This window comes from Embleya sp. NPDC025285 (assembly GCF_055558835.1).
In genome coordinates this window covers 1-11,900 of record NZ_JBVHLU010000036.1, presented here as the reverse complement: position 1 = coordinate 11,900, position 11,900 = coordinate 1, and the positions used below count along the sequence as shown (strand labels likewise).

At 74.2% G+C, this 11,900-nt stretch carries 8 protein-coding genes; 4 read left to right on the top strand and 4 right to left on the bottom strand.

Annotated elements, in window-relative coordinates:
- Positions 1-88 precede the first annotated feature (88 nt).
- The 4 genes from ACZ4FV_RS24125 to mraZ all read right to left on the bottom strand — a co-directional run bounded on the left by ACZ4FV_RS24125 (position 89) and on the right by mraZ (position 5,605).
- Entirely contained in the window at positions 89-1,852 is a 1,764-nt protein-coding gene (locus tag ACZ4FV_RS24125; protein WP_402231751.1) for a peptidoglycan D,D-transpeptidase FtsI family protein, read from the bottom strand.
- 1,446 nt (positions 1,853-3,298) lie between these two features.
- Entirely contained in the window at positions 3,299-3,934 is a 636-nt protein-coding gene (gene ftsL, locus ACZ4FV_RS24120; RefSeq protein ID WP_402231753.1) for a cell division protein FtsL, read from the bottom strand.
- A gap of 28 nt (positions 3,935-3,962) precedes the next feature.
- Positions 3,963-4,916, bottom strand: a complete 954-nt coding sequence (rsmH, locus tag ACZ4FV_RS24115; RefSeq protein ID WP_395862421.1) for a 16S rRNA (cytosine(1402)-N(4))-methyltransferase RsmH — start codon at positions 4,914-4,916, stop codon at positions 3,963-3,965.
- A 248-nt stretch (positions 4,917-5,164) separates the two neighbouring features.
- Positions 5,165-5,605 carry a division/cell wall cluster transcriptional repressor MraZ gene (gene mraZ / locus ACZ4FV_RS24110; RefSeq protein ID WP_402231755.1) on the bottom strand — a complete coding sequence of 147 codons (441 nt, stop codon included), beginning with the start codon at positions 5,603-5,605 and terminating at the stop codon, positions 5,165-5,167.
- A 348-nt stretch (positions 5,606-5,953) separates the two neighbouring features.
- On the opposite strand from mraZ, the gene ACZ4FV_RS24105 reads away from it, so the two are divergent.
- The 4 genes from ACZ4FV_RS24105 to ACZ4FV_RS24090 all read left to right on the top strand — a co-directional run bounded on the left by ACZ4FV_RS24105 (position 5,954) and on the right by ACZ4FV_RS24090 (position 11,738).
- Positions 5,954-6,478: a beta-class carbonic anhydrase gene (locus ACZ4FV_RS24105; RefSeq protein ID WP_395862417.1), complete on the top strand. Its 525-nt coding sequence runs from the start codon at positions 5,954-5,956 to the stop codon at positions 6,476-6,478.
- Positions 6,479-6,725: 247 nt separating this feature from the next.
- Positions 6,726-7,901 (top strand): AAA family ATPase, encoded by a 1,176-nt coding sequence (locus ACZ4FV_RS24100; RefSeq protein WP_395862415.1) that lies wholly within the window; start codon positions 6,726-6,728, stop codon positions 7,899-7,901.
- 1 nt (position 7,902) lies between these two features.
- Positions 7,903-9,306 (top strand): DUF58 domain-containing protein, encoded by a 1,404-nt coding sequence (locus ACZ4FV_RS24095; protein WP_402231757.1) that lies wholly within the window; start codon positions 7,903-7,905, stop codon positions 9,304-9,306.
- Positions 9,303-11,738 carry a transglutaminase TgpA family protein gene (locus tag ACZ4FV_RS24090; RefSeq protein ID WP_465323252.1) on the top strand — a complete coding sequence of 812 codons (2,436 nt, stop codon included), beginning with the start codon at positions 9,303-9,305 and terminating at the stop codon, positions 11,736-11,738. The genes ACZ4FV_RS24095 and ACZ4FV_RS24090 overlap by 4 nt, the downstream gene beginning before the upstream one ends.
- Positions 11,739-11,900: the final 162 nt, after the last annotated feature.

Below are 11,900 nucleotides of genomic sequence, written 5' to 3'. Positions count from 1 at the left end.
GGCTACCGCGCTTTGGGCCGTCGGATCGTCCTCGCCCCGGTGCCGCGACCGGCCGCGCAGCCGCGGACCCGGCCGGTCACCGCGCCGGTCACCACTCGATCGGCAGGTCCACCGGGGCGGCGCCGCTCGGGGCGATCCGGCGGCTCTGCAACGCGAATGTCATCACCTGCTGGAACACCGGCGCGCACAGGCTGCCGCCGCCGCCGTCGATGCCCGGGGCCTGGAGCGTGACCGACACCACGACCTGCGGGTTGTCCGCCGGGGCGAAGCCGATGAACGAGGTCGTGTAGCCGTTGTAGCGGCCGGTCTTGGGATCGACCCGGTTGGCGGTGCCGGTCTTGCCCGCGACCCGGTAGCCGGGGATCCGGCCGTTCTTGCCGGTGCCGCCGTCGTCGGCGACCACCGTCTCCAGCATGTCGGCCACCTGGCGGGCGGTCTCCGGGCTGACCACGACGTTCGACTTGGGCGCGGCGGCGGGCTTGAACTTCCCGTCCGGGCCGGTGCTGCCCTTGACCAGGCTCGGTTCGATCCGCACGCCGCCGTTGGCGATGGTCTGGAACACCGAGGTGGCCTGCACCGAGTTGACCGACAGGCCCTGACCGAAGGGGATCGTGTACTGCTGGGAGCCGTTCCACTTCGGCGCCGGGGCCAGGATGCCGGGCGTCTCGCCCGGGAACTTCAGCCCGGTGGGTTGTCCGACGCCGAACCGGGTCAGGTAGTCGTGCAGCTTGGCGTTGGCCTCGGCGCGGTGGGGCGAGAGTTGTTCCGAGGCCAGGATCGTGCCGATGTTGCTGGACTTGGCCAGTACGCCGGCCAGGGTCAGCTGCTGCGTGGCGTGGTCGTGCTCGTCCTTGAACATCTGGTCGGCGCGGGCGAGTCGGTTCGGCACGGTCACGTGGGTGCCCGGGGCGGCCTTGCCCTCCTGGATGACCGCGGCCATGGTCATCACCTTGCCGGTGCTGCCCGGCTCGTAGGCCTCCTCGACGGCCCGGTTGCCCAGGTTGTGCACGTCGCCGGGGCCGATCCGGTTGGGGTCGTAGCCGGGCGCGGTGGCCATCGCCAGTATCTGTCCGCTGCGCACGTCCTGGACCACCACGGTGCCCGACTCGGACTTGGTCTCGGCGACCTTGGCGCCGATCAACTGCTCGGCGTACCACTGGAGGTCGCGCGAGACGGTCAGTTGCACGTCGGCACCGGGCACCGCCTCCCTGCCGGTGAGGTCGGAGGTGGGCACCCGGCGGCCGTAGACCATCTCCTGGGTGGTCCGCCCGTCCTTGCCCGCCAGTTGGCCGTCCAGGGTCATCTCCAGGCCGCCGCCGCCGTGTCCGGTGGCGTTGACGAAGCCGACCAGGTTCGCGCCGACCGGTCCGGCCGGGTAGACCCGCTTGCTGTGCTTGGTCGAGTAGATGCCGACCAGGTCGTTGCGGCGCACCTTGCCCAGGTCCTTCTGCACCTGGCGGATGTTGTTCCACACCGCGGGCTCGACCTGCTGGGCGAGCACCACGTAGCGGGACTTGGGGGTGCGCAGCTTCTCCTCGAGGGCGACCGGGTCGCCGTTCACCAGCGGGGCCAGCGCCAGCGCGGTGGCGTGCGGGTCGTACTTCTGCACCTGGGTCGGGTCGGCGGTGACGTCGTACGCGTCCACCGACTTGGCCAGGCTCACCCCGAACGCGTCGGTGAGCGCACCGCGTTCGGCCGGTACGTTGACGGTCTGGGTGCGCTTGGCGGCGGCCTGGGCGGCGTACGCGGGGGCGTCCAGCGCCTGCAACTGGAGCAGTCGGCCGGCGAACAGGGTCAGCACCACGCCGAGCGCGATCAGCCCGATCCGCAGCCGCTTGCGCGGGTCGCCCATCCGGGCGGCGCTCCGGGGTCGCCGGGCGGGCCGGGGACGCCCGGACGCGTGCGCGTCGCGAGTACGCCCGGGCCGGGCCGCGCCCGGACGCGGTCGGGCCGGGCGCGCCGGGCGTGCGCCGGCATGGTCGGCCCGCACGGCGTCCCGGGCGCCGCGCGCGGAACCGTCACCGGTGACCGGGCGCGGACGCCGGGTCCGCTCCGGACGGCCGGGCACATCGACGCCCCGCGCGTCCGGCCGCGGACGCGGGCGTACACCGGGGCGCGCACCGGCACCGCCCTCGACCGATGCCTCCGCCGACCTCGGCCGCGGCCGACGCGCGCCCGAACGCTCCTCACGGGAGCGCGTGCCCTCACCCGTGCGCCGCCCGGACCCGGCCGAACCCGCACCGGACCCGCCGGACCACCCGGCATCGCCACGCGGGCGCGGCGGGCGCCCGGCGGAGGCCGCGTCACCGGCGCGGGCCGAACGCTCGCCCGAGCCGGCGTCCCCCGCCCGCAACCGGGACCAGAGCCCACCCGAGGCGCCGCTGTCGGGACGCGGCCGGCTCGGCCGCTCACCGGACGACGCGGCACCGCCGCGCGGGCGGCCCCACCGCCCTTCGGAGGCGCCCGACCGGGCCGAGTCCTCGCCGCTCGACGCGCCGGCACCGGACCGGGGCCGAGCCGGACGCCCGCCGGACGCCGCGTCGCCGCGGGGTCGGGCCGGGCGCTCACCGGACGGGCCGCCGGCCGTGCCTTGGCGGGCCGACCGGGGCGCGTCGGGATCCCCGGGTCGGGCGCTCCGGCGTGCCGGGGGCGCCTGTCCGCCGCTCGGCCGACGCGGACGGCCGGAACGCGGGGTTTCCGCACCGGGCTCGTCCCGCTGCCCGGAACTCGCGCGTGGGCGACCCGCACCGGGCTCGGCCCGCTCCGGGTCGCCCGCGCGCGGGCGACGCGGGCCACGCGGCCCTGCCGGTTCCTCGCCCGCTCCCGGGCGCGGGCGTCGGCCCTCCGCCGCCCCGGAGCCGTCGGCCGCTCGGGGCCGGGCCACCGGGCGGGGTCGGCGCTCCGAGGACGCGGCCGGGTCGGCACCGCGTTCCCGGCGGGCCCGCCCCGCCGAACGCGGCTCGTCGGGATCACGCGGATCACGGGGGTCACGGCGTCCGTCGGTCAACGCGAGGTCCCTTCACCTGGATTCGGCGGCGCGGCGCGCGCGGCGACACGTACGTACAACGAGCGGGCCGGTGATCGGGGCCGACCCGAGTTCCCTCGGCGGACCGCTCGGCGCCCATCCGCCCGACGGTCGACATCACCCGGGCGATCCCGCCGCGGGCCGGCCCGCGGCGGGATCGCCGCCGGTGGCCCGACGCGTCGGGATCGCCCGAACGGTCCCGGGTGTGGCCCGACCCGCCGAGCCGAGGGGACCGGTCGCCGGGGTGGGCGAACCGGTCGGCGAAGGCATGCGTCAAGGGGTGGCTTCCGGCGCCGTGGGGCCTGCCGAGGCGGCCGGCGCGTCGGAGGCCGGCGGCATCGCCGCCGGGACCGGGACGGCCGGGGCGGCGCCGTCGGGCGTGGCAAAGGCGCCGGGCGTGGCGGGCACGGCAGGCGTCCCGGTGCCCGCCGCCGTCCCCGCCGGGTCCGACCCGGCGGTAACCGGTGCCCCCGGACCCCCACCGCCCGCCGGCGGTGCGACGGGCGTCGTGGCCGCGGCGGTCGCCGGGGCCTCGGGAACCAGCGGCGGCTTGGACGTGGCCGGCTTCGGCACGCCGAGCACCTGCCCGGTCGCCGGGTCGATGAACACCGGGCTGCCGCCCGGGACCAGGCCCAATTCCTGGGCACGTCGCGCGAGTTCGCCCGGCGCGGCCTTGGCGTCCAGTTCGCGCTGGAGCGCCTCCCGGTCGTCGGTGAGCTGGTCCTGGCGCTTTTGCAGCCGGCTCAGTTCGAACGAGCCCTGGTTGAGCGCGGTGTTGAGCAGGAGCAGCGACAGTAGGCCGCCGCCGAGCAGGCCGACCACGAGCACCACGAACGGCGTCCGGGTCGAGCCCTTCGCCTGGTGCGCGGCCAGCCGGATGCGGGTCATCGTCCTCGCCGCGCCGCTCATCCCCGGCTCCCCCGTCCGCCGCGTCGATTCACAGGTCTTCCCGCACCCGCTCCGCCGCTCGCAGCCGTACCGAGGCCGCGCGCGGGTTCTCCGCGTTCTCCTGCTCGCTCGCCTTCTCCGAGCCGCGCGTGAGCAGCTTGAACCTGGGCTGGAGGTCCTCCGGGACCACCGGCAGGTCCGGCGGCGCCTTGCTCTCGGCGCCGGCCGCGAGCACGCGCTTGGTCATCCGGTCCTCCAGCGAGTGGTAGGACATCACCACGATCCGGCCGTGCAGCGCCAGTGCCCGCACCGCCGCCGGCAACGCGCGCTCCAAGACCGCGAGTTCGCCGTTGACCTCGATCCGCAGCGCCTGGAAGGTGCGCTTGGACGGGTTGCCGCCGGTGCGCCGGGTGGCGGCCGGGATCGCGGTGCGCACGATGTCGACCAGGCGCGCGCTGTTGGTGAAGGGTTCCTTCTCCCGCTCGCGCACGATCGCGTCGGCGACCCGGCGGGCGAACCGCTCCTCGCCGAAGTCGCGCAGGATCCGGGCCAGATCGCCCGCGGTGTAGCTGTTCAGGATGTCGGCCGCGGTGATGCCCACCGTCGGGTCCATCCGCATGTCCAGCGGCGCGTCCTGCGCGTAGGCGAAGCCGCGGTCGGCCCGGTCCAGTTGCAGCGAGGAGACCCCGAGGTCGAACAGGATGCCGTCGATCCGGTCGATGCCGAGCCGCTCCAGCACCTCGGGCAGTTCGTCGTAGACCGCGTGCACGAGCGTGGCACGCTCGCCGAAGCCCGCCAACCGGGCCCCGGAGCGCTCCAGCGCCTCGGGATCACGGTCCAGGCCGATCAGCCGTGCCTGGGGAAAGGCCGTCAACAGGGCTTCGCTGTGCCCGCCCATCCCGAGCGTCGCGTCCACCACGACCGCCCCGGGCGCCCGCAGCGCGGGGGCGAGCAATTCGACGCACCGTTCCAGCAGGACCGGAATGTGGGCGGGCGCCGTCACGGCCCCTCCACCATCGTCGCGTTCACTCCGGGCCCTTCGTCGTGCGGAAACCCGCAGTCTAGAGGCTGAGTCGCGACCGGCCGGGAGAACATGCCGCCAGGTCCCCGCCCGCTCGTCTGGGGAAGTGACCTCTGGCACCGGGGAAGGAGTGCCAGAAAGCTCGGAGCGGGTGGAGACCTCGCCGCAGGTGCGTCACGGGCGAGATCGCGTTCGGGAGAGTACGAGGCACGGGGTGTACGCCGCCTCGGTCACAGCAGGCCGGGCAGCACCTCCTCGGACAGTTCCGCGAAGGACTGCTCCTGCTCCGCGAGGTAGTCGTGCCAGGTCTTGGTCGCCCACAACTCGACCCGGGTGTTCGTACCGATGACGACGCAGTCGCGGCTGTCCCGGTCGAGCCCGGCGTAGTCGCGCAGCGGTTGCGGCACCAGCACCCGCCCCTGCTTGTCCGGCACCGCGTCGGAGGCACCCGCGTAGAACACGCGCATGTAGTCCCGGGCGGCTTTCGAGGTCACCGGCGCCTTGCCCAGTTGTTCGGCGATCCGGGTGAACTCCGCGATGGGCCACACATAGAGGCAGCGTTCCTGCCCCTTTGTGATCACAAGGCCCTCCGCCAGCTCGTCCCGGAACCGGGCCGGCAGGATCAGCCGACCTTTTTCGTCCAACCGGGGCTCGTATGTGCCCAGGAACACCGAGCACCTCCGGCCGCCGCGTGGAGCCTCTCGGCTCCATTTCCCGCCACTCTACTCCACCAATCCCCACGGTCAACCCTTTTCGGGCGCGTCACTCCGTTCCCATCCTTGACAAAAGCCCAGGTCAGAAGGGGTGCCTCGAGAGAACCACCCGATTGCGCGCCCCCCGCACGCCACTCCCCCACGTCGGGCGCGGGTTTCCACCTCCGCACCATTGGGCTCCCGGTACGAATCTCCCATTCGGGGATGAGCACCCATAGACCGGAAGGAGTGACGAGTCATCCGCTCTTCGCCGGTGTGACTCCCCCCACGAAGCGAAACGCGGCCGAGGTCGCTACCGTCCTGACCATGGTCGATCGTCTTGTCGCAGCGAACCGGCACTACGCGGAGGGGTACCGCAACCCCGGAATGTCGGCGATGCCGGTACGCCACACCGCGGTCGTCACCTGCATGGACGCACGTCTGGACGTGCACGCCATGCTCGGATTGGAGCTCGGCGACACACACGTGATCCGCAACGCGGGCGGCGTGGTCACCGACGACGTGGTGCGTTCACTGACGATCAGTCAGCGACACCTGGGCACCACGCAGGTCGTACTGATCCATCACACCCAGTGCGGCATGCTCACCGTCACCGAGGATTTCCGCCGCGAGTTGGAGGCGGACACCGGCCTGCGCCCGCAGTGGGCGGTGGAGGCTTTCGTCGATCTCGACGGTGACGTGCGCCAGTCGATGAACCGGGTCCGCAGGTCACCGTTCCTGCTGCACAACGACACCGTGCGCGGATTCGTATACGACGTCACCACCGGCCTGTTGCGCGAGGTTTTCCCCCTCCCCGACGTGCAACCGGAAAGCGGCCCCGCACAGTCCTAGGGTCCGTCGCCCCGATCTTGTCGACCCGGATTCCGGCTCGACACGGCACCATCGAGGAGACGGACCCGTCTCGGCCGAGCCTTTTCTGCCGACCGGATCGCCCCCACGCCGCGTCGACTACCCTCCGGAGTCGCACGACGCGTCGTCCGGGCCGTCCAACGGGGTGACGGCAGCGCACGCGACCGGGAGAATCGGCCTGTGGCCCTGACCCAGGGCGTGCACAACGCGGTTCCAGGGAGGGGCACGGGTGTCGACGTTCAACGATCAGGCCGGTCTGGGGGATCTGACGGTCACCGCCGATCGGATCCGCGGGGCCATGGAGACCGTGATCGAGGGCAAGCCCGAGGTCGTCCGCCTCGCCTTGACCGTGCTGCTGGCCGAGGGCCACCTGCTCGTCGAGGACGTTCCGGGAGTCGGCAAGACGATGCTGGCGAAGGCCCTCGCGCGCTCGGTCGATTGCCGGATGCGCCGGGTGCAGTTCACCCCGGACCTGCTGCCCTCGGACATCACCGGCGTCAGCGTGTTCGACCAGGAGAAGCGCGAGTTCGAGTTCAAGCCGGGCGCGATCTTCGCCAACATCGTGGTCGGCGACGAGATCAACCGGGCCTCGCCCAAGACCCAGTCCGCGCTCCTGGAATGCATGGCCGAGCGTCAGGTCACCGTCGACGGCACCACCTACGAACTCCAGGCGCCGTTCATGGTGATCGCGACGCAGAACCCGGTGGAGATGGAGGGAACGTATCCTCTCCCCGAGGCACAGCGGGACCGGTTCATGGCCCGGGTCTCGATGGGCTACCCGGCCGCGGACGCCGAGCTGCGGATGATCGGCGGCCACAGCGCGGGCTCGCCGCTGAGCGACCTGACCCCGGTCGCGCACGCCGAGGACCTGGTCCGGCTCGCCGACGCGGTGCGCCGGGTGCACGTGTCCCCGGCCGTCGCGCGCTATGCGGTCGACCTGGTCAACGCCACCCGCCGCTCGCCCGAACTGCGCCTGGGCGCCTCGCCGCGCGCCACGCTGCACCTGGTCCGCGCGTCCCGCGCGGCGGCCGCGCTGGACAACCGCGACTACGTCCTCCCGGACGACCTGCAGACACTGGCCGTCGCGGTGCTCGCCCACCGGCTGCTGCCCACCGCCGACGCCCAGATGGCCCGGCGCACCCCCGAGCAGATCGTCGTCGACATCGTGCGCCAGGTCCCGGTCCCCGGGTCTCCCGGCCAGGCGCCGGTCCAGGGGCGGGTCGGCGCGCCGCAGATCGTCCCGGCGCCGCCCGCGCCGCCCGCCCACATGCCCTATCCGGGCGCGGCACCGCAGCACAACGGCGGCCGCCCCTACCCGAACCAGGCACCCACCGCGCACCAGGGCTACGCCCCGGTGACCTCCGACGGCCGCCTCGGCGGCACGGGCTCCGGGGCGGCGCGCTGACGTGCGTACCGCCCTGTCCGGCCTGACGACGCGGGGGCGGTCCTTCCTCGCGGCGGGGGTCGCCGCGAGCATCTGCGCGGTGATCCTGGGCCAACGCGACCTGTTGCGGGTCGGATTCCTGCTCACCGCGCTGCCCCTGGTGTCGGTGCTGATCGTCGCGCGCACCCGGCACCTGGTCACCAGCGCCCGCGCGCTGGAGCCGCCCCGGGTCGCGGCCGGTCACGAGTCCCAGGTGCGGCTGCGCGTGGACAACGTCTCGCGCATCCCCACCGGCCTGCTGATGCTCGAGGACCACGTGCCCTACGTGCTCGGTTCGCGGCCCCGGTTCGTGCTCGACCGGATCGAGCCGCACGGCAATCGGCACGTGTCCTACCGGGTCCGCTCGGACCTGCGCGGGCGCTTCCCGGTCGGACCGCTGCGGCTGCGGATGGCCGACCCGTTCGGGATGTGCGAGCTGACCCGTTCCTTCGCCGCGCGCGACACGTTGGTGGTCACCCCGGCGGTCCAGCCGCTGCCCGCGGTCGACCTGGGCGGCGAGTGGACCGGGTACGGCGACAGCCACGCCCGCAACGTGTCCGCGTCCGGTGAGGAGGACGTGGTCCCGCGCGAGTACCGACACGGCGACGACGTACGCCGGGTGCACTGGCGCTCCACCGCCCGCCGCGGCGAACTGATGGTGCGCCGCGAGGAACAAGCCTGGCAGAACCGGGCCACCGTACTGATCGACACCCGCGCGGGCGCGCACGTGGGCGACGGCCCGGCCTCGTCCTTCGAGTGGGTCGTCTCGGCCGCCGCGTCCGTGGGCGTGCACCTGTGCCGGCGCGGCTACACCACCCGACTGCTCGACTCCGAGGGCGACGCGCCGGCCGGCGACCTGGAGGGAATCCGGGCCGCGCCCGGCGACCTGGAGGGCTTCCTGCTGGACGCGCTGGCCGTGGTCGAGACCGTCCCGGTGACCGGGCTGGACCAGGCCGAACCCGCGCTGCGCGACCCCAACGGCGGCGGCCTGACCGTCGCCGTGCTCGGCGCGCTGACCGAGGACGACATCAAACGGCTCGGCCGGGCCCGTCACCGATCCGGCCGAGGCGTCGCGGTGATCCTGGACGTGAGCACGTGGGGCCGGGTGCCCGGCGCGCTGCCGCACGACAGCGCGGTGGCCCTGCTGCGCCAGGCCGGCTGGCGGGTGTTGTCCGCCCGGGCCGGTACCAGGTTGTCCGAACTGTGGCGTTCGGCCGGACGGGTCGGCGACCCGGCCGCCGCCGGTTCGATGTCCTTCGCCGGCACCTCCCGCGCGAGCGCCCCCGCGGCGCCCGCCGCGGAGGCCGGCGGCTCGACCCCGCCCCCGCGCCCGCGTGCGGCGCCCACGGTCGGGGGCGGCACCGTCGATGAAGGGGAACGGTCATGACCGGTCGGCTCCGCCTGGCCCTGGTCGCGGGACTCGCGACCGCGCTGACGTCTTCCTCACTGCTCCCGCTGGTCGACACGGGCGGCTGGATCGCGCAGGGACTGGGCGCGATCCTCCTGGTCGCCCTGGTCGGCGAGGGCGCCCGGCGGATCCGGGTGCCGCGCCCGATCGTGGGACTGACCCAACTCGCCGCGCTGGTGCCCTACCTGCTGCTGGTGTGTGTGCCGGACGCCAGCGGCCCGATCCCCACCCCGAGCAGCATCGACGCGTTCGTGGACCTGCTGCGGGTGGGCGGGCAGGACATCCGGGAGTTCACCGCCCCCGCGCCCGCCTCGCCCGGGATCATCGCGATCCTGCTGCTGGTCATGGGCGGCATGGCCGTGCTCGTGGACCTGATCGCGGTGACCTACGCCCAGGCCGCCCCGGCGGGCCTGCCGCTGCTCGCGCTCTACAGCGTCCCCGCGGCGCTGTCCCGGTCCGGACTGGGCTGGGCGATCTTCCTGATCGCGGCGCTGGCGTACGTCCTGCTGCTGCTCGCCGAGGGCCGCGAGCGGCTGCTGCGCTGGGGTCGGCCGCTGACCCCGCCGCCGGTGGGCCATCCCACGATGCGGCAGTACCGCCCACCCGCGCGCGGCGGCGGCCGGATCGGCGTGGCCGCGCTCGCGGTGGCCGTCGTGGTCCCGGCGCTGATCCCGCTCAGCGCCAACCGGCTGATCGACAAGAACGACAACGGACCCAAGTCGCGCCGACTGACCACGATCAACCCCGTGGTCAAGCTGTCCGACGAGCTGAACCGGGCCGAGAACACCGAACTCATGCGCTACCGCACCACCGCGGCCACACCGGGCTCGGTCTACCTGCGGCTCTCCTCCCTGGACCGGTTCGACGGCCGAAGCTGGCAGCCCTCCGAACGTCCGCTGACCGACGTCCCGCGCGAGTTCCCCAAGCCCGCGGGCCTGGATTCGGCGGTGCGGACGACCGAGGTGACCACCCGGATCGAGGCCGACGACAACTACAAGCAGTTGTCGCTGCCGATGCCCTACCCGGCGACGCAGGTCCAGGTGAAGGGCACCTGGCGCTACGAGGCCGAGGGGCGGCTGCTGCTCGCCGACAACAAGCAGGACACCCGTGGTCTGGGCTGGACGGTGACCAGCCTGGACGTCGAACCGACGCCCGCCCAGCTCAAGGCCGCGCCACCACCGCCGCCCTCACTCGCGCCGTACGTGGCGCTGCCGCTGCCGCCCGACATGGTCGACCGGGTCCGCCGGCAGGCGCTCAAGATCGGCGGGAACGGCACCTCCTACGACCGGGCCCGCAACCTGGAGGAATGGTTCGCCCGGTCGAGCCAGTTCCGCTACGACACCAAGGTCCCGCAGGGCAACGGCGCCTCCGCCCTGGAGAACTTCCTGGAGCAGAAGGTCGGCTACTGCGAGCAGTTCTCGTCGGCGATGGCGGTGATGGCCCGCACGCTCGGCATCCCGGCGCGGGTCGCGGTCGGCTTCATCCCCGGCACGCTGCAGACCGACCTGACCTACAAGGTGAGCAGCCACGACGCGCACGCGTGGCCCGAGTTGTACTTCTCCGGCGCGGGCTGGATCCGGTTCGAGCCGACCCCCTCGCGGGGCAACTCGCCCTCCTACGCCCAGCAGGACGTCGCGCCGGTGCTGCCCTCCGCGTCCCCCGACAGCGCGGACGAACTGCCCACCAAGCAGCCGCAGGCGTCGCCGGGCGCCACGCCGTCGGCGTCCGCGTCCGCCGCGCCGGTCACCGCCGCGGGCTCCTCGAACGGGCCCTGGCTCTCCGGCCGGACGCTGCTGATCGGCACCGGGATCGCGCTGGTCGTGCTGCTCGCGGCGGCACCGATGTTGACCCGGGGCCGGGTCCGGGGCCGCCGACTCGCGGCGCTGACCCGAAACGCGGCGGCGCAGGGGAGTGCCCCCGAACCCGGCGATCGCGCCGGGCCCGTACTCGGCGGTTGGGCCGAGGTGCTCGACACCGCGCGCGACCTGGGCCATCCGGCCTCCGGCGCGGAGACCCCGCGCCAGGCGGTCGAGCGGCTGCTGGGCGTGTTGTCGGACCGGGCGGCGTCGGACACCGACGACACGAAGGCCGAACCCGTCGTGGTGGACGCCGCCGTGCTCGCGGCCCGCGAGGCGCTGCCGCGCGTCGCGCTCGCCACCGAACGGCTGCTCTACGCGCAGACCCCGCCGACTCCGCAACCGGGCCTGGGCGAGGACGTCCGGGCGGTCCGCAAGGGCCTGCTGGCCCGGGCCGGCCGCGGCCGGCGACTGCGCGCGACGCTGCTCCCGTCGTCGTTGCGCCGCCGGGGCCGGCCGAGCCTGGCCGAACGCCGGTACGCGCTCACCGATCGGCTCCGCCGGCGTCGAAGCGACGGCCCGGGACCCGCGCCGAAGCCGGCCGACGTCGGCTGAGGGCGGCGGTCGGACCGACGACGGTCCGGATCGGGAGACGCGGGTCCCGGGCCGGGAGACGAAAACGCCGGTGGGGGGGGGGGGGGGGGGGGGGGGGGGGGGGGGGGGGGGGGGGGGGGGGGGGGGGGGGGGGGAGGGGAGGGAGGGGGGGGGAAGATAGCA

What these genes read in the sequence shown, in the direction of transcription:
- ACZ4FV_RS24125 (WP_402231751.1), bottom strand. Translation starts at nt 1,852, where the DNA reads ATGGGCGACCCGCGCAAGCGGCTGCGGATCGGGCTGATCGCGCTCGGC.
- ACZ4FV_RS24090 (WP_465323252.1), top strand. Translation starts at nt 9,303, where the DNA reads ATGACCGGTCGGCTCCGCCTGGCCCTGGTCGCGGGACTCGCGACCGCG.
- ACZ4FV_RS24105 (WP_395862417.1), top strand. Translation starts at nt 5,954, where the DNA reads ATGGTCGATCGTCTTGTCGCAGCGAACCGGCACTACGCGGAGGGGTAC.
- ftsL (WP_402231753.1), bottom strand. Translation starts at nt 3,934, where the DNA reads ATGAGCGGCGCGGCGAGGACGATGACCCGCATCCGGCTGGCCGCGCAC.